The following is a 16,746-nucleotide window of genomic DNA, read 5'->3' on the forward strand; positions in this document are numbered from 1 at the left end:
ACCGCCGAAGTGTCGTCACACCGTCTGCCGTACCTGCTCGTACTGCTGCGCCAGCCCGTCCAGCAGGGCCCTGAGCCCCGTCTCGAACGCCCTCTCGTCGATCTTCTCCTGCTGCTCGGCGAGGAGGTGGGCCTGCCCGAGGTGGGGATAGTCGGCCGGATCGTACGCGCTCGCGTCGTCCACGAAGCCCCCCGCGAAGGAACCGAGCGCCGAGCCCATGACGAAGTACCGCATCAGGGCGCCGATCGACGTGGCCTGCGCCGGTGGCCAGCCCGCGTCGACCATCGCGCCGTAGACCGCGTCGGCCAGGCGCAGCCCCGCGGGGCGGCGGCCGGGGCCCTGGGCCAGGACCGGGACGATGTTCGGATGGTCGCGCAGGGCGCTGCGGTAGGAGACGGCCCAGTCGTGCAGGGCGGTCCGCCAGTCGCGGTCGCCCTCGAACATCGACAGGTCGACCTGGACGCTCACCGAGTCGGCGACCGCTTCCAGGATCTCGTCCTTCGTACCGAAGTGGTTGTACAGGGACGGGCCGCTCACCCCGAGTTCCGCCGCCAGCCGGCGCGTGGACAGGGCCGCCAGGCCCTCCGCGTCCACGAGCGCGCGTGCCGTCTCGACGATCCGGTCGGTGCTGAGGAGGGGCTTGCGCGGTCGGGCCATGGCGCACATAGTAGGGCTGCGCGACGTAAACTAGCAGTGCTAATTTAAAGGTGTCCTTCTCAAGTGAGGTGATCTCGTGGTCGACCTGGGGCTCAGCGAGGAGCAGTCCGCCGTCCGGCGGCTCGCAAGGGACTTCGTGGACCGTGAGATCGCCCCCCATGTCGTTGCCTGGGACCGCGCCGAGGAGGTCGACCGGTCCATCGTCAAGAAGCTCGGCGGAGTCGGCTTCCTCGGGCTGACGATCGACGAGGAGTACGGCGGCTCGGGCGGCGACCACCTCGCGTACTGCCTGGTCACCGAGGAGCTCGGACGGGGCGACTCCTCCGTGCGCGGGATCGTGTCCGTCTCGCTCGGCCTGGTCGCCAAGACCATCGCCGCCCACGGGAGCGAGGAGCAGCGGCGACGCTGGCTGCCGGGGCTCACCTCCGGCGAGTACGTCGGCTGCTTCGGCCTCACCGAGCCGGGCACCGGTTCCGACGCGGGCAACCTCGCCACCCGCGCCGTACGCGACGGCGACGACTACGTCATCGACGGCACCAAGATGTTCATCACCAACGGTTCCTGGGCCGACGTGGTGCTGCTGTTCGCCCGGTCGACGGACGCGCCCGGACACAAGGGCGTCTCCGCCTTCCTGGTCCCTACCGACACCCCCGGCCTCACCCGCCGCACCATCCACGGCAAGCTCGGGCTGCGCGGCCAGGCCACCGCCGAACTGGTCCTGGAGGGCGTGCGCGTGCCCGCCTCCGCGCTGCTCGGCGAGGAGGGCAAGGGCTTCTCCGTCGCCATGTCCGCGCTGGCCAAGGGGCGGATGTCGGTGGCGGCGGGCTGTGTCGGCATCGCCCAGGCCGCCCTGGACGCGGCCGTCCGGTACGCCGGTGAGCGCGAGCAGTTCGGCAAGCCGATCGCGGGCCATCAGCTGGTCCAGGAGCTGATCAGCGACATCGCCGTGGACGTGGACGCGGCCCGCCTGCTGACCTGGCGGGTCGCCGACCTGATCGACCGAGGGCTGCCCTTCGCCGTCGAGTCCTCCAAGGCCAAGCTCTTCGCCTCGGAGGCCGCCGTGCGCGCCGCGAACAACGCCCTCCAGGTCTTCGGCGGCTACGGCTACATCGACGAGTACCCGGCGGGCAAACTGCTGCGCGACGCCCGCGTGATGACCCTCTACGAGGGCACGAGCCAGATCCAGAAGCTGGTCATCGGGCGGGCGTTGACGGGCGTCTCGGCCTTCTGAGTACCGGTCTGAGTACCTGAGCGGATGTGGCCCGGACCGCGGGCGCCGAGACTCTGTCCATGAGTGAGACACCGGTCAAGCAGCAGAACACGGCAGCCTTCTACGGCCAGGCTGTGGCGTCCTTCGCCGTGGCCATGGGGGCCACGGCCGTCGGGATCTTCCGGCTGCACGCCGACGCCTGGGTGCGCGGCTTCCTCGCGATCGCCGTCATGTACCTCGTCACCTCCGCCTTCACGCTGGCCAAGGTGATCCGGGACCGGCAGGAAGCCGGTCAGATCGTCAGCCGCGTCGACCAGGCCCGCCTGGAGAAGCTGCTGGCCGAGCACGACCCCTTCGAGAAGCTCTGACCCGGTCCGACACGAAGGGGCTCCGCCCGGGCCGACGGCGAGAGTCTTCGGTCCGGTTCGATACGAACAGGTCCTGTCCGGACCGGCGGGGAGGGATGCCGACCATGGCCGGCCAGGAGAGGCTTCGGCGGCGGTCGGCTCCGGGCGGCGCCGACCGGCTGTCGAAGATTCCCGAGGGCTCGGTGGCGTCGGCAGCCGGACGCCGGTGCGCGGGTCGAGGGTCGTGGGCCGGCACCGGCCGGCCGTCGGCGTCGGTGGTCAGGGCCAGGTCGCCGATCAGGCAGGCTCGGCGAGGGGCTGCCGCCCTGCATCGCTTCGGAGGGTCGCTCGCCCCTGCGAGCTGAGCGGCGCAGACCCCGCCCGGTGCCGGGATGGACTCCGGTCGTGCCCTGCTTCGAGGGGGCCGACCACACCCTCGCCTCCAGCGTCCGACTGCGGCCTCCTCCGGCTGTCCCGGCGGTTGCGCCCCCGTGCCGGCTCCGCCGCAACCGCTTCCTGCCCGGCCCCGGCCCAGGCTCGGTCGACCGGGGTGTCTAAGCGCTCGCTCAGCTTCGGCGGTATGGTGGTGTCTCCGACAGTGGTGAGGGGTGTGCGATGAGTACGGCGGAGGAGACGGCCGGCGGCGAGACGCCGGCGTGGGGCGAGGTCACGCCCGACGCGGCGCGGCGGTTGCTCGTCGCCGCGGTGGAGGCGTTCGCCGAGCGCGGCTACCACGCCACCACGACCCGGGACATCGCGGGCCGGGCCGGTATGAGCCCTGCCGCGCTCTACATCCACTACAAGACCAAGGAAGAGCTGCTCCACCGCATCAGCCGGATCGGTCACGAGAAGGCGCTGGAGATCCTCCGGGTCGCGGCCCGCCGCGAGGGCACCGCGACCGAGCGGCTCGCGGAGGCCGTGAGTTCCTTCGTCCGCTGGCACGCCGGCGGCCGTACCACCGCCCGGGTCGTCCAGTACGAACTGGACTCGCTCGGCCCCGACGCCCGTGCCGAGATCCTCGCGCTGCGCCGGCAGTGCGATGCCGAGGTGCGCGGGATCATCGAGGACGGCGTGGCCTCCGGCGAGTTCGACGTGCTGGACGTCAGGGGCACCACCGTCGCCGTCATGTCGCTCTGCGTCGACGTGGCCCGCTGGTTCAACCTCGACGGCCCCTGGACGCCCGACGAGGTCGGCGCGCTGGACGCCGACCTCGTACTGCGAATGGTGGGGGCGGCGAAGTAGCCGCTCAGAGGTAGTACCGGGACACCGACTCCGCGACGCACACCGGCTTGTCGCCGCCCTCGCGCTCCACGCTGAAGGCGACGGTGACCTGGACGCCGCCCGTCACGTCGTCGACGGCGTTGATCGTGGCGGTGGCGCGCAGGCGGGAGCCGACGGGCACGGGTGCGGGGAAACGCACCTTGTTCGTCCCGTAGTTGACGCCCATCTTCACGTTCTCGACCTTGATCAGCTGCGGTCCGAAGAGCGGCAGCAGGGAGAGGGTCAGATAGCCGTGCGCGATGGTGGTGCCGAAGGGGCCCGCCGCGGCCTTCTCCGGATCCACGTGGATCCACTGGTGGTCACCCGTGGCGTCCGCGAACAGGTCGATGCGCTTCTGGTCCACCTCCAGCCAGTCGGTGTACCCGAGCTGCTCGCCCACCGCCGCCTTCAGGTCGTCGGCGCCCGTGAAGATCCTCGGCTCTGCCATGTCCCGCCTCCTCGCCACATCATGTCTAAGCGACTGCTTAGCATGGTCGGCCGGAGAGCCCATGTCAACGGACCGCGGGCGTGACGGCGTGGGTAGGGTTCGAGGGGTGCCCCAGATTCCCGAGAAGATCCATGAGCTCACGGTCGGCCAGCTCGCCGCCCGCAGCGGCGCCGCCGTCTCCGCCCTGCACTTCTACGAGTCCAAGGGCCTGATCAACAGTCGGCGCACCACGGGCAACCAGCGCCGCTACTCCCGTGACGCGCTGCGCCGGGTCGCGTTCGTCCGGGCCGCACAGCGCGTCGGCATCCCGCTGGCCACGATCCGTGAGGCCCTTTCCGAACTCCCCGAGGAACGCACCCCCACCCGCGAGGACTGGGCCCGCCTCTCCGAGGTCTGGCGCACCGAACTCGACGAACGCATCAAGCAGTTGAACCGCCTCCGCGACCACCTCACCGACTGCATCGGCTGCGGCTGTCTCTCGCTTGACACCTGCGTCCTGTCCAACCCGGACGACGTCGTCGGAGACCGGTTGACGGGCTCGCGCCTGTTGGCGGAACGGCCCGGAGGCCGGTAGGGCGAAGCGCGCCGGGAGGCATGACGGGCCGGGGGCCGGGCGCCCCCGGAGGAGCGTGCGGGCCGGGGCCCCGGAATCCGGTGGTGGAGGTCCGCCCGCGCCTGGTAGCGTCGCGATCTTCGGCCGGCGGCGACGCCGCGCCCGGAGTCCTGACGGGACCAACTCCCATGCACGCAAACGCCCTTGAGGCCGCCCTCGCCGACATCGAGACCGTCTTCAACGGATTCGCCAGCCCCGGCGAGACCGCCTGCAGCGTCTGTGACCTCCCTGAGGAGATCGCGTTTCTGCGTACGCCGTATGTCCGGATCCCGGTGGACGTGGTGCGGCAGTACACCTTCCAGGTATCGGGTCACTTCGACGACCAGGACGCCGCGATGCGACGCCTGCTGCCGCAGGGCGCGCGAGCGCTGACCGAAGGGGCGTTGGGGCCGCTCGGCCTTGGCTACCACGGCCTCACCGAAGTCGACTGGCGCTCGTGGCCGAAGGAGCAGGCCACTGCCGTCGAGACGTTCGTGCACGCATGGTGGCAGGACGTCCTCGCGACGCCCGAGCCGCCGTACGCGATCGAGGAGATCTTCGAGTTGTGCGCCTCGATCCTCAGATCGGCGACCCCGTTGCTCGACCGGTGGCGACCGCACCCGGTCGCGGACGCGCACCTCATGAAGTGTGTGGACTGGTGGCTCCCGGAGCTGCTCGGGGACGACAGCCCCTTCCGCTGGTGGCTGTACGGCGAGGAGGCCGCCATGCCCGTCCTCCGGTCCTGGCTGGGCGCCCACGCCCCCGACCGTCTCCGGTCCCAGGGCGATCCCGACCTCGCGACGCGCGTCGGACTCCTCGCCCTTCCTCACGGCGAGCGCTGGGCGCACCCGTACTGGAGCAGCCCTTCGGCCACCAACTGAGCGTTGGACATGGCGGGTTGGCGGTCCGGGAGGAACAGTGTGTCCTCCAGGCCGATCCGGGTCGCCAGCCCGAGCCGCCCCGCGAGGCGCAGTACCGGCCAGGCACCGCCGTCCTCGCCGTGCAGCAGCACAGGGCGGCCGTGCGCCGTGCCGAGCGAGGTGAGGAGGGCGCGTGCCGAAGCCTCCGGCGCCTCGGTGTCCGTCACCTCCGCCAGCACACGCAGCACCCTCGGCCCGAGCGGGGACACCGCGAACCGCTGAGCGGCGTCCGTCCCGGACCAGATGCCGGCCTCCACGCCGACGCCCGCGTCGATCAGCGCGGCGGCCACCTCCTCGGCGCCCGGCTCATGCCAGTTCACCGAGGCGTGATCGGGCAGCACGGTCCAGCTCCGGACGCGGGCGAGCCGGGCCGAGGGATCGCGTTCGGTCCAGGCGCCGGTGGTCACACCGACCGGGACGGACACGCGCGCGCGGATCGCCTCGAGTGTCACCGCGAGCACGCGCGGCGACAGGGTGTCCTGTCCGCACGGCGTCTTGGGGTGGACATGGATGTCCATGGCGCCCGCCGCGACGGCCTCGGCCGCCGACTGCGCCATGGTCTCGGGAGTGAGCGGCACCGCCGTCCCGTCGGCGGCTCCGCGCGGACCGTTCAGACACACCTGCACCATTCCTCGATGGTGCCAGTCGCGGCCGACAGACCAACCCGGTGGGTCGGACCGGACAAAAAGGGGTGCGGCATCCCCGGCGCACCCCGGGCGCTCACTCGCTCTAGGCCGACACCAGCAGCCGTCCACGCCTGGCGTCCGCCAGGGCCTCGGGTGTGAGCACGGGCCGCGGGACCAGGATTCCGCACTCCGTGCAGACCGGACCCGTCGAGGGTTCGTGGTCCAGTTCGTACTTCCAGACGAGCCGCTCCCCGTCGCACGCCGGGCACACCGCGCCCGGCTCGCGCTCCAGCGCGGAGATCAGCCGGCGCAGCACCTCGGCCAGCGATTCAGCGGGATGGATCCGGGGGTCGTCGCACCACGCGACACCGAAACCGCCCCAGGTCAGCCGGTGCCAGTCGTCCACACTGCCCGGCCTGCGCAGCCCGTCGTACTTCTCCTTCTTGCGCCGCTCGGCGAACTCGACCTCGTAGGCCAGCCAGACCGAACGCGCCTCCTCCAGCTCCTCCAGTGCGGCCACGAGCCGCGCCGGGTCGGGGGAGCGGTCCTCGGGACCGAATCCCGCGTGGGAGCACAAATGGTCCCAGGTCGCCCTGTGCCCGTAAGGAGCGAACCGCTCAAGGCACTTGCGCAGCGAATAGCGCCGAAGCGCCAGATCGCACCGCGGGTCTCGCACCTGTCTCGCCAGACTTCGGAAACCGGCCATCGCCCTGCACCTCCGTCACACCTGCACCTGTACTTCGGTCAACTTCGGCGTTGCCGTGCGGACTTCGCACGGCGTTGCCGAATAGACGTATCGACAAGCGATTTGGCTCCATCCGATTTCCGATGCCCCCCATAAGCCCACGCACCCCTGCCAAAACTTGACGCATGTTCATCTTCACTACCGGGGATACCGGCGGTAACGTCCCGGCACACCCCCCGTCGGTTGGAGCTGCCATGCCACGGCGCACCTCGCGCACCCTCCTTGACAGACTGAGAACTCCCGGCAGACTCTCCGGGTTCCTGAAGTCGGCTTCCGTATGCGTCCTGGTTGCCGCTCTTTTGTCCCCGCTCGCCCAGACGACAGCCACGGCGGCGGCCTCCAACGACTACTGCGGCGGACAGTGCTCCGACATCCTGCCGCCCGGCGAGAACGGCAACGCGACCCTCGCCCAAGTCCTTCTCAACCAGGCCTTCGGCACCCAGCCCGACCACGCCGAGGACCAGCTCGGCCCCTACGCCAACCTGGCCAAGGGCTACCCCACGCTCACCAATTCCACGATCAACACGTTCTTCAACGACGCGTCGTTCGGGGTCGCGTCCGATCAAGTCGCCTCCACCGAGAAGCCCGCGAACCGCAGCGACGTGACGATCGTCCGCGACAAGAAGACGGGCGTACCGCACATCACCGGTACCACCAGATACGGCACGGAGTTCGGCGCGGGCTATGCCGCGGCTGAGGACCGGCTGTGGCTGATGGACGTCTTCCGGCACGTGGGACGCGGCCAGCTGACCGCCTTCGCGGGCGGCGCCGCCTCCAACCAGGGCCTGGAGCAGCAGTTCTGGCGCAACGCGCCCTACAGCGAGGCGGATCTGCAGGCACAGATCGACAACGCCGTGGCGAGCAACGGAGCCCGCGGCCAGCAGGCCCTCGCCGACGCCAACGCCTACCTCGCCGGCATCAACTCCTACATCGACGCCTCCGACAGCGGCCGGTACTTCCCCGGCGAGTACGTCCTGACCGGCCACAAGGACTCCGTCACCAACGCCGGCACGATCGACCACTTCAAGATCACCGACCTGGTCGCGCTGGCCTCCGTCATCGGCGCCCTGTTCGGCTCCGGGGGCGGCGGCGAGGTCAACAACGCGATCTCGCTGCTGGCCGCCCAGCAGCAGTACGGCGTGGCGAAGGGCACCGCGGTCTGGGAGTCCTTCCGCGAGCGCAACGACCCCGAGGCCGCCCTCACCGTCCACAACGGCGAGAGCTTCCCGTACGCCACCAAGCCCGCCGCCGCGCAGGGTCAGGCGATGCCCGACACCGGTTCGGTGAGCACCGAGCCCCTGGTCTACGACGCCTCGGGCACCGGCGCCGACCAGAGCGCGAGCGCGGCCTCCGCCACGGCCACCGCGAACGCCCTCACTTCGGCCCGGCGCGGTATGTCCAACGCCCTCGTGGTCAGCGGGAAGTACACCGCCAGCGGCCACCCGGTCGCCGTCTTCGGCCCGCAGACCGGCTACTTCGCCCCCCAGTTGCTCATGCTCCAGGAGATCCAGGGCCCGGGCATCAGCGCCCGCGGCGCCTCCTTCGCGGGCCTGAGCATGTACGTCGAGCTGGGGCGCGGCCAGGACTACGCGTGGTCCGCCACGACCTCCGGCCAGGACATCATCGACAGCTACGCCGTCGAGCTGTGCCAGGACGACTACCACTACCTGTACCACGGCACCTGCACGGCCATGGACAAGATCGAGCAGAAGAACACCTGGGCCCCGACCACGGCCGACGGCACCGCCGCGGGGTCGTACACGATGCGGGTCTACCGCACGAAATACGGCCCCGTCGAATACCGGGCGACCGTCGGCGGCAAGAAGGTCGCCTACACCACCCTGCGCTCCTCCTACATGCACGAGGCCGACTCGATCATCGGCTTCCAGATGCTGAACGACCCGGACTACGTCAAGAGCCCGCAGACGTTCCAGAGCGCGGTGCAGCACATCAACTACACCTTCAACTGGTTCTACGCCGACTCCACGCACACCGCGTACTACAACAGCGGCAACAACCCGGTGCGCGCGGCCGGTGTCGACGCCGAGTTCCCGGTGTGGGCGCAGGCGGCGTACGACTGGAAGAACTGGGACCCGGCGACCAACACCGCCGACTACACGCCGGCCTCCGCGCACCCCAACTCGATCGACCAGGACTACTACATCTCCTGGAACAACAAACAGGCGCTCGACTACTCGGCGGCCTCCTGGGGCGACGGGTCCGTGCACCGCGGCAACCTCCTCGAGGACCGGGTGAAGAAACTGGTCGCCGCGGGCGGGGTCACCAGGGCCTCCCTCGTCAAGGCCATGGCGGACGCGTCCCTCACCGACCTGCGCGCCGAGGACGTGCTCCCGGACCTGCTGAAGGTGGTCAACAGCTCCACGGTCACCGACTCCACGGCGGCGGCCGCGGTCACCAAGCTCCAGGCGTGGCTGACCGCGGGCGGCAAGCGCACCGAGACGTCGGCGGGTTCGAAGGCGTACGCCGACGCCGACGCGGTCCGCATCCTCGACGCGTGGTGGCCGCTGCTGGTGCAGGCGGAGTTCTCCCCGGGCCTCGGCAGCAACCTGTACACCGCCTTCCAGGCCAACCTGTCCGTCGACGAGTCCCCGTCGGCCGCGCACGGCCCCACCGGCGCACACGCGGGCAGCTCCTTCCAGTTCGGCTGGTGGAGCTACGTCGACAAGGACATCCGCTCGGTGCTCGGTGAGTCGGTGCAGGGACCGCTGACCGACAAGTACTGCGGCGGCGGCAGCCTCAGCGCCTGCCGGGACATCCTGATCAGCACCCTGAAGACCGCGTCCGGCAAGACCGCGGCCCAGGTCTATCCCGGCGACGACCTGTGCTCGGCGGGCGACCAGTGGTGCGCCGACTCGATCGTGCAGCGCACCCTGGGCGGCATCAAGCACTACAACATCAGCTGGCAGAACCGTCCGACCTTCCAGCAGGTGGTGGAGTTCACCTCGCACCGGTAGGCGTACGGCGGTCCGGCGGCGGGTCAGTGAACACGGCCCGCCGCCAGGACCAGCCGGGCCAGTTCGCGGTGGACGATGTCGCTGTGGGCGCCGCAGGGCGGCCCGCCGCGCTTGACCACCGCCGCCGCGTCGACGTTCACACAGCCCTTCACGGGCAGGTTCCCGAAAGCGTCGGCGAGCTTCAGGGACGGCGTGCCGGGCACGGCCTGCACGCCGTCGTGCCCCATCGCCCCCCACTTCGCGCCCAGCGCCCGGCCGATGTCGAAGGCCGCGACGCCCTGCGCGTCACCCGCCATGCGGGACGCCAGTGGATACAGCGTGCCGAGGGCCGAGTCGAAGTGGGAGTAACAGCACACCACCGGCCCGTCGACACGGTTCTGCTGCCCCTGGAGCATCCCTCCCGCGCGCGCGTCGTGCGGCAGCCGGGTCGCGAACGCGTAGTGCGAGAAGGCGCCTTGGAGCAGCGTGACGGACTTGACGGTCCGTACCCCCTGCGGCAGCCCGCGCAGCGCGAACGACACCAGCCGGCCCCCGAAGCTGTGCCCCACCAGGTGCACCCGCACCCCGGGCGCCGCCCCGGCCAACTGCCCGATCACCCGGCCGAGTCCACGCTCGCCGACGGTGCCGGCCCGCCGCTTCATCGCGTAGTACGTCCCCTGCCGCAGCAGTTCGTGCGCCCCGTCCCACGGGTTGGGGAGCGAGAACCCCTCGGCCTCCCGTGGGGACGGGGACTCGAGATGCGCCAGCGCCCGCGCGAACTCCTCGCACACCGTCGCGGTGGACCCGGTGAAGATCTCCGGCTCGTCCTGTGGCACTCCCTCGGCGAGGGTGTCCGCCGCGAACAGCGCCTGCGGCCCCGGCGGCACGACCTCCACCAGCAGCCGGACCAGTCTCCCGAACTCCTCCAACTCGGTTTCCCCCTGCGGCTGCTGGTCCAGCAATCGGGCCAACTGGTCGATCACCGTGGCCCGCCCGGGGAAGGTCTCCAGGAGTGCGTGCCGGGTGTCCTTGTCGAGCACCGGACGCGGCGGCATCTCGGCGGCCACGGACCGCGGGAAATCAGGGATCGGCTCGTCCGAGAACCGCATCGACGGCCATACGACCCCGACGTACCCGAGCTTCGCCGCGGGCGCGAGTGCGGGGAACGGTTCGAAGAAGTGGCTGTAGAGCCGGGTCGCCCCCGAGCGGTCGCTGTTCCAGCCGTGCGAGAAGACGACCAGGTCCTCGACTCCGCGGTTCACCACCTCCGCGAGCAGCCGGTCCCGCCGGCCGGTGTCCGGGTCTCCGTCCGCGTCGAACGTCAGCTCCCAGTACGGCGTCACACTCATCGCCGGATCCGTCATGACAGGCCCCCTCGTCCCCCGTAGTGGTGCGATGTGGGCGCATCGTCCTGCTACCGGCCGACGTTGGCCATACGTCATGGCTCATCTGTAGATGAGGTAGTTCTTTCGAGTCCGCCGGAACGCCGCCAGTTCCTCCCGCCAGCCGGCCACGACCTCGTCGGTGCCCGCGCCGCCGTCGATCATCGTGCGCACGAGAGTGGAGCCGGTCAGCCTGTCGATCCAGTTGTCCGCGCGCCAACCGAAGCCGGACCAGGTCTTCCTGGCGGTCACCAGCAGGGCGATCCCGGTGCGGACGGGGTCGTACGCGGGCCTGTCGTGCACGTGGATCTGGACGCCGCCGACGGTCTTCCCCTGGAACTTGGAGAAGGCCGGAGCGAAGTAGGCCTCCCTGAAGTGCACACCCGGCAGGCCGAGTTCGTTCGCGGCGGCGGCCCAGCGGCCGTCGATGCCCTCGGCGCCCAGCAGTTCGAAGGGGCGGGTGGTGCCGCGTCCCTCGGAGAGGTTCGTGCCCTCGAAGAGACAGGTGCCCGAGTACACGAGTGCGGTGTCGGGGGTCGGCATGTTCGGGCTCGGGGGGACCCAGGGGAGGTCCCAGGCGTCGTAGAACTCCGAGCGCCTCCAGCCCGTCATCAGGACCGTGTCCAGGGGGACGGGGGCGCTGAGGAACTCGCCGTTGAAGAGGCGGGCCAGCTCCGCGACGGTCATGCCGTGCGCCTGGGAGATGGGCTGTCTGCCCACGAAGGTCGCGAACTCCCGGTGCAGGACCGGGCCGAGGGCCTCGCGGCCGGTGACGGGGTTCGGGCGGTCCAGGACGACGAAGCGCTTGCCGGCGAGCTGGGCCGCCTCCATGCAGTCGTACAGGGTCCAGATGTACGTGTAGAAGCGCGCGCCCACGTCCTGGATGTCGAAGACCACCGTGTCCACGCCGGAGGCGGTGAAGACGTCGGCGAGGGGGCGGCCGCTCTTGAGGTAGGTGTCGTGGACGGGGAGACCGGTGGCCGGGTCGTCGTAGCGGCCCTCGGAGCCGCCTGCCTGGGCGGTGCCCCGGAAGCCGTGCTCGGGGCCGAAGACGGCGGTGAGGTTCACCCTTTCGTCGGCGTGCATCACGTCGACGATGTGGCGGACGTCGCGGGTGACGCCGGTGGGGTTGGTGACGATTCCGACCTTCTGGCCGTCGAGGGCCGAGTAGCCGGACGCGGCGAGGTTCTCGAAACCGGTTCGTCTGTGGGGGTGTGCTGCTTGGGTGGGGGATGCGGAGGTCAGTGACGCCGTTGCCGTTGCTGCTGCCAGCAGGGTTCGTCTGGATAGGCGCATGAGGTGCACGGTAGGTGCTCCCGCGGGTTGTGGGGAGGGTGCCGGTACGTCGTGGCTTGTCGCGCCCACGCGGCGGAGCCGCACATCGATACAGCCCCGCGCCCCTTCAGGGCACTCCGGTCACCCTTCCTTCTGACATACCGACCGGTTAGTCTGGCCGTGCAGTCGAGCCGGAGTCGAAGGAGACCGATGGTGGAAGCCCTGCAGGATGCCGGAGTGATCGTCACCGGAGCGGGAGGTGGCATCGGGGCTGCGCTGGCCCGGCGGTTCGCCGCTGACGGGGCTCGGGTCGTCGTCAATGACCTCGATGCCGGGCGGGCGAAGGCTGTCGCCGAGGAGATCGGCGGGATCGCCGTCGCCGGGGATGCCTCCGCCGTGGTCTCCGAGGCTCGTGACGCCCTGACCGGCGTCGTCGACGTCTACTGCGCCAACGCCGGGGTCGCCTTCGGGGGCGGGAACGCCGACGAGCCGCTCGACGAGACCGCCTGGGCCGCCTCCTGGGACGTCAACGTCATGGCCCATGTACGAGCCGCCCACGCGCTGCTTCCGCAATGGCTGGAGCGGGGGAACGGGCGGTTCGTGTCCACCGTGTCCGCCGCCGGGCTGCTGACCATGATCGGGGCCGCCCCCTACGCCGTCACCAAGCACGGGGCGCTCGCCTTCGCCGAGTACCTGTCCCTGACCTACCGGCACCGCGGCATCAAGGTGCACGCGATCTGTCCGCAGGGCGTGCGCACCGACATGCTGGCCGCCACCGGGAGCGCCGGGGACCTGGTGCTCAGGCCGACCGCCGTGGAGCCCGAGGACGTGGCCGAGGCGTTGTTCCGTGGGATCGAGGAGGACCGCTTCCTGATCCTGCCGCACCCGGAGGTCGCCGAGTACTACCAGGCGCGGGCCGGCCGGCCCGATCGCTGGCTCGCGGGAATGAACCACATCCAGCAGAAGTGGGAGGGAACGCGGTGACCGACTCCCGTTACGCGGCCAAGCCCTGGCTGGGACTGCTCAGCGCGGCCCAGCGCGGTCCGATCGAACCCGCCGACTCGCTCGTGCACGCCCTTCGGCGGTCCGTCGCCGAGGCGCCGGAGCGGCCCTTCCTCGCCTACTTCGACGGGCGGCTCAGCTACCGCGAGGTCGACGAGCTCAGCGACTCCGTCGCCGGGCACCTCGCCGCCCGTGGACTGGAACCCGGTGACCGGGTGGCGATCCTGCTGCAGAACTCGCCGCACTTCGTCATCGCGCTGCTCGGCGCCTGGAAGGCGGGCGCCACCGTCGTGCCGGTCAACCCCATGTACAAGTCGGGCGAGGTCGGGCATGTGCTGCGGGACGGCGAGCCGGCCGCGCTGATCTGCACCGACCGGGCCTGGGAGTCGTATCTGCGCGAGACGGCCGCCGGCTCGTCGGTGCGGATCGTGCTCACCGGGTGCGAGCTGGACTTCCAGACCCGCGGTGACGCGCGCGTGCTCGGTTTCGAGCGGCTGCCGCGGGCCGCGGACGCCGACGACCTGACCGAGGTCGCCCGCGCCGGGCACAAGGCGCCCGACGACCGCGATCCCGGACCCGCCGACATCGCGCTGATCAGCTACACCTCGGGCACCAGCGGCACGCCCAAGGGCGCCACCAACACGCACGGCAACATCATGTACAACGCCGAGCGGCAGCGGACCGGTCTCGCACTGCCCGAGGCGCCCGTGTACTTCGCGATGGCGCCGCTGTTCCACATCACCGGGATGGTCTGCGAGCTCGGAGCCTGTCTGAACAGCGCGGGCACCCTCGTGCTGGCGTACCGCTTCGAGTCGGGCGTGGTCCTGGAGGCCTTCGCCGAGCACCGGCCGCACTACACGGTCGGCCCCTCGACCGCGTTCATGGCGCTCGCCGCCCACCCGGACGTCACCCGCGAGCACTTCTCGTCCTTCGTCAACATCTCCTCGGGCGGAGCCCCGCTGCCGCCCGCCCTGGTCGAGAAGTTCCGGGCCGGCTTCGGGCCGTACATCCGCAACGGCTACGGGCTGACCGAGTGCTCCGCGCCCTGCGCCTCCGTGCCGCCGGAGCGGGAGGCGCCCGTCGACCCGGTGTCCGGGACGCTGGCCGTGGGGGTGCCGGGGCCCGACACGGTCGTACGGATCGTCGACGACAGCGGCGTCGAGGTGCCGTTCGGGGAGCAGGGCGAGATCGTCGTGCGCGGGCCGCAGGTCGTGCCCGGTTACTGGCGGCGGCCCGACGCGACCGCCGAGACCTTCCCGGACGGCGAACTGCGCACGGGCGACATCGGGTTCATGGATCCGCAGGGCTGGCTGTACGTCGTCGACCGCAAGAAGGACATGATCAACGCGTCCGGTTTCAAGGTGTGGCCGCGCGAGGTCGAGGACGTGCTGTACACCCACCCGGCGGTGCGCGAGGCGGCCGTCGTCGGAGTGCCCGACGGGTACCGCGGGGAGACCGTCAAGGCGTACATCAGCCTCCGTCCGGGTGCCGAAATCGACCCCGATGCGCTCGCCGCGTACTGCAAGGAGAGACTGGCCGCTTACAAATACCCGCGGCAGGTGGAGATCCTGCCCGACTTGCCGAAGACGGCCAGTGGGAAGATCCTCCGTCGGGAACTGCGTTCCCAGCCGCAAGGCAGCGAATGACCTCTCGGAAGGCAGGTGGCGGCACAGTGCCCAGGACCACGGACGGAGACGGTACGCCCGTCCCACAGCGGCTGCTGGCCGCCGCCACCCGGCTCTTCGCCGAGCAGGGCTACGACCGCACCTCCGTGCAGGAGATCGTCGAGGCGGCAGGCGTCACCAAGGGAGCGCTGTACCACTACTTCGGCTCCAAGGACGACCTCCTGCACGAGGTGTACGCGCGCGTGCTGCGCGTCCAGCAGGAGCGCCTCGACGCGCTCGCGAACACCGACGAGCCGATCGAGAAGCGTCTTCGGGCCGTGGCCGCCGACGTGGTCGTCACCACGATCGAGAACCTCGACGACGCGTCGATCTTCTTCCGCTCGATGCACCAACTGAGCCCGGAGAAGAACAAGCAGGTGCGCGCCGAGCGGCGGAAGTACCACGAGCGCTTCCGCGCGCTGATCGAGGAGGGCCAGGAGGTGGGCGTCTTCTCGAAGGCGACCCCCGCCGACCTGGTGGTGGACTACCACTTCGGTTCCGTCCACCACCTGTCGAACTGGTACCGCCCCGACGGCCCGCTCAGCCCGCAGGAGGTCGCCGACCACCTGGCCGACCTGCTGCTGCGGGCACTGCGGCCGTGACGGCGCCCTACGCGTCCGGCGTGGGGCCGAGTCCGGCCTCGCGGGCCCACGCCGCCGCCCCGGCACGGTCGGCGACACCCAGTTTCGTCAGGACCGCCGACATGTGATTGCTGACGGTCTTGGGGGAGAGGCCGAGCCGGGCGGCCACCACCGAGTTGGGCTGTCCGTCGGCGATCAGCGTCAGCACGTCCCGTTCCCGCGGGGTGAGCGTCGGACACGGGTCGGGCTGCGGCTGCGGCCTGCCGAGCTGCCCGAGCACGCGCCGTGCCACACCGGGCCCGAAGATCGCCTCACCGGCGGCCACCGCCCGGATCGCCCGGACGATCTCGTCCTGCCCCGCCCCCTTGAGGACGTAGCCGCGGGCACCGGCCCGCATCGCCGCGAACACCGAGTCGTCCTCATCGACCATGGTCAGCATCAGCACCGCCACCGACGGGGCGACCCGGCCGATCTCCCGCGTCGCCTCGATGCCGTTCTGGTCGGGCATCCGGATGTCCATCACCATCACGTGCGGGCGCAGCGTCACCGCGGCCCGTACGGCCTCCCGCCCGCTGGCCGCCACACCGACCACCCGGACCCGCGGGCTGGTGTCCCGCACCGACTCGAGCAGCGCGGCGAGACCCGTACGGACCACGGGGTGGTCATCGGCCAGCACGACCCGCAGCGCATCGCCGTCTTCCGCTGCGGCCTCGGGACCTGGTGTGCCGCGGAACGCGCCGGTCCCGCCCAGCCCAGGGCTCCCGCCTCCCGCCGGTCGCTCCGGACGCGGCAACGGGCGGATTCCGTGGAGCTCTCGCGGCGCGCCGGTCTCGTCGGGCGCTCCGCCCCCGACCGTTTGCTGCTGCCAGGAGGCAAAGGCGCCACTGCCGAATGCCCGAGCTCTGCCGTCCTGCCCGTACATCTGTGTCTCGGGCGCCGGGGCCGTCGGGAGCGTGTCCTCAGGTGCTCGGTGTTCGCCCGCGGCCCCGCGAGATCCGTCGCCCCGGCTTCCCGCTCGTACCTCCATCGTCCGGGCGCCGCGCGCAGCACCCGGTTCCGTTCGGTCCCGTGGGTCCTGCGTAT

Annotated in this window: 16 protein-coding genes; 9 read left to right on the top strand and 7 right to left on the bottom strand. The window is 70.9% G+C overall.

All coding sequences use genetic code 11. The features are described from left to right. Positions 1-15: 15 nt before the first annotated feature. A complete protein-coding gene (locus ACFYRX_RS11815; protein WP_389098433.1) occupies positions 16-657 on the bottom strand; it encodes a TetR/AcrR family transcriptional regulator in 642 nt (213 codons plus the stop codon). A 76-nt stretch (positions 658-733) separates the two neighbouring features. Between ACFYRX_RS11815 and ACFYRX_RS11820 the strand changes: the two genes are divergently transcribed. The 3 genes from ACFYRX_RS11820 to ACFYRX_RS11830 all read left to right on the top strand — a co-directional run bounded on the left by ACFYRX_RS11820 (position 734) and on the right by ACFYRX_RS11830 (position 3,456). Continuing rightward, positions 734-1,888 carry an acyl-CoA dehydrogenase family protein gene (locus tag ACFYRX_RS11820; protein WP_389098435.1) on the top strand — a complete coding sequence of 385 codons (1,155 nt, stop codon included), beginning with the start codon at positions 734-736 and terminating at the stop codon, positions 1,886-1,888. 59 nt (positions 1,889-1,947) lie between these two features. After that, entirely contained in the window at positions 1,948-2,235 is a 288-nt protein-coding gene (locus ACFYRX_RS11825) for a YiaA/YiaB family inner membrane protein (protein ID WP_389098437.1), read from the top strand. Positions 2,236-2,829: 594 nt separating this feature from the next. Continuing rightward, positions 2,830-3,456: a TetR/AcrR family transcriptional regulator gene (locus ACFYRX_RS11830; protein WP_389098439.1), complete on the top strand. Its 627-nt coding sequence runs from the start codon at positions 2,830-2,832 to the stop codon at positions 3,454-3,456. A gap of 4 nt (positions 3,457-3,460) precedes the next feature. On the opposite strand, the gene ACFYRX_RS11835 is transcribed toward ACFYRX_RS11830, so the two are convergent. Further along, positions 3,461-3,922, bottom strand: coding sequence for a MaoC family dehydratase (locus tag ACFYRX_RS11835; protein WP_389098441.1), 462 nt, complete (start codon positions 3,920-3,922; stop codon positions 3,461-3,463). Positions 3,923-4,028: 106 nt separating this feature from the next. On the opposite strand from ACFYRX_RS11835, the gene soxR reads away from it, so the two are divergent. Together soxR and ACFYRX_RS11845 are read left to right on the top strand one after the other, a co-directional pair. Beyond that, entirely contained in the window at positions 4,029-4,496 is a 468-nt protein-coding gene (gene soxR, locus ACFYRX_RS11840) for a redox-sensitive transcriptional activator SoxR (protein WP_389098443.1), read from the top strand. A gap of 167 nt (positions 4,497-4,663) precedes the next feature. Further along, a complete protein-coding gene (locus ACFYRX_RS11845) occupies positions 4,664-5,395 on the top strand; it encodes a hypothetical protein (protein ID WP_389098445.1) in 732 nt (243 codons plus the stop codon). Here the strand turns inward: ACFYRX_RS11845 and ACFYRX_RS11850 are convergent. Continuing rightward, the gene (locus ACFYRX_RS11850) at positions 5,341-6,063 is read right to left on the bottom strand and encodes a 3-keto-5-aminohexanoate cleavage protein (RefSeq protein ID WP_389098447.1); all 723 of its coding nucleotides are present in this window, start codon (positions 6,061-6,063) and stop codon (positions 5,341-5,343) included. The two genes, ACFYRX_RS11845 and ACFYRX_RS11850, sit on opposite strands and share 55 nt — an antisense overlap. Before the next feature lie 100 nt (positions 6,064-6,163). Then, a complete protein-coding gene (locus ACFYRX_RS11855) occupies positions 6,164-6,766 on the bottom strand; it encodes a hypothetical protein (protein ID WP_389098449.1) in 603 nt (200 codons plus the stop codon). A 233-nt stretch (positions 6,767-6,999) separates the two neighbouring features. Here ACFYRX_RS11855 and ACFYRX_RS11860 point away from each other — a divergent pair, with 233 nt between their 5' ends. Further along, positions 7,000-9,780, top strand: coding sequence for a penicillin acylase family protein (locus ACFYRX_RS11860; RefSeq protein WP_389098451.1), 2,781 nt, complete (start codon positions 7,000-7,002; stop codon positions 9,778-9,780). A gap of 23 nt (positions 9,781-9,803) precedes the next feature. On the opposite strand, the gene ACFYRX_RS11865 is transcribed toward ACFYRX_RS11860, so the two are convergent. Next, entirely contained in the window at positions 9,804-11,123 is a 1,320-nt protein-coding gene (locus tag ACFYRX_RS11865) for a serine-threonine protein kinase (protein WP_389098453.1), read from the bottom strand. An 81-nt stretch (positions 11,124-11,204) separates the two neighbouring features. Beyond that, on the bottom strand, positions 11,205-12,437 hold the full coding sequence (locus tag ACFYRX_RS11870; RefSeq protein ID WP_389098455.1) for an exo-beta-N-acetylmuramidase NamZ domain-containing protein: 1,233 nt from the start codon (positions 12,435-12,437) through the stop codon (positions 11,205-11,207). Positions 12,438-12,626: 189 nt separating this feature from the next. Here ACFYRX_RS11870 and ACFYRX_RS11875 point away from each other — a divergent pair, with 189 nt between their 5' ends. Genes ACFYRX_RS11875 through ACFYRX_RS11885 form a run of 3 tightly spaced genes read left to right on the top strand, consistent with a single transcriptional unit; the run spans position 12,627 to position 15,684 of the window. Next, positions 12,627-13,400, top strand: coding sequence for an SDR family oxidoreductase (locus ACFYRX_RS11875; protein WP_389098457.1), 774 nt, complete (start codon positions 12,627-12,629; stop codon positions 13,398-13,400). Next, positions 13,397-15,064, top strand: a complete 1,668-nt coding sequence (locus ACFYRX_RS11880) for a class I adenylate-forming enzyme family protein (protein ID WP_389098459.1) — start codon at positions 13,397-13,399, stop codon at positions 15,062-15,064. The genes ACFYRX_RS11875 and ACFYRX_RS11880 overlap by 4 nt, the downstream gene beginning before the upstream one ends. Positions 15,065-15,090: 26 nt before the next feature. Next, the gene (locus ACFYRX_RS11885) at positions 15,091-15,684 is read left to right on the top strand and encodes a TetR/AcrR family transcriptional regulator (protein WP_389098460.1); all 594 of its coding nucleotides are present in this window, start codon (positions 15,091-15,093) and stop codon (positions 15,682-15,684) included. Between the two features lie 7 nt (positions 15,685-15,691). On the opposite strand, the gene ACFYRX_RS11890 is transcribed toward ACFYRX_RS11885, so the two are convergent. Then, entirely contained in the window at positions 15,692-16,339 is a 648-nt protein-coding gene (locus ACFYRX_RS11890) for a response regulator (RefSeq protein ID WP_389098462.1), read from the bottom strand. Positions 16,340-16,746: the final 407 nt, after the last annotated feature.

It is taken from the genome of Streptomyces sp. NPDC005374, assembly GCF_042872225.1.
In the GTDB taxonomy this organism is placed as follows: Bacteria; Actinomycetota; Actinomycetes; order Streptomycetales; family Streptomycetaceae; genus Streptomyces.

What these genes read in the sequence shown, in the direction of transcription:
- ACFYRX_RS11830 (WP_389098439.1), top strand. Translation starts at nt 2,830, where the DNA reads ATGAGTACGGCGGAGGAGACGGCCGGCGGCGAGACGCCGGCGTGGGGC.
- ACFYRX_RS11870 (WP_389098455.1), bottom strand. Translation starts at nt 12,437, where the DNA reads ATGCGCCTATCCAGACGAACCCTGCTGGCAGCAGCAACGGCAACGGCG.
- ACFYRX_RS11875 (WP_389098457.1), top strand. Translation starts at nt 12,627, where the DNA reads ATGGTGGAAGCCCTGCAGGATGCCGGAGTGATCGTCACCGGAGCGGGA.
- ACFYRX_RS11865 (WP_389098453.1), bottom strand. Translation starts at nt 11,123, where the DNA reads ATGACGGATCCGGCGATGAGTGTGACGCCGTACTGGGAGCTGACGTTC.
- ACFYRX_RS11815 (WP_389098433.1), bottom strand. Translation starts at nt 657, where the DNA reads ATGGCCCGACCGCGCAAGCCCCTCCTCAGCACCGACCGGATCGTCGAG.
- ACFYRX_RS11835 (WP_389098441.1), bottom strand. Translation starts at nt 3,922, where the DNA reads ATGGCAGAGCCGAGGATCTTCACGGGCGCCGACGACCTGAAGGCGGCG.
- ACFYRX_RS11855 (WP_389098449.1), bottom strand. Translation starts at nt 6,766, where the DNA reads ATGGCCGGTTTCCGAAGTCTGGCGAGACAGGTGCGAGACCCGCGGTGC.
- ACFYRX_RS11845 (WP_389098445.1), top strand. Translation starts at nt 4,664, where the DNA reads ATGCACGCAAACGCCCTTGAGGCCGCCCTCGCCGACATCGAGACCGTC.
- ACFYRX_RS11850 (WP_389098447.1), bottom strand. Translation starts at nt 6,063, where the DNA reads ATGGTGCAGGTGTGTCTGAACGGTCCGCGCGGAGCCGCCGACGGGACG.
- ACFYRX_RS11825 (WP_389098437.1), top strand. Translation starts at nt 1,948, where the DNA reads ATGAGTGAGACACCGGTCAAGCAGCAGAACACGGCAGCCTTCTACGGC.
- ACFYRX_RS11860 (WP_389098451.1), top strand. Translation starts at nt 7,000, where the DNA reads ATGCCACGGCGCACCTCGCGCACCCTCCTTGACAGACTGAGAACTCCC.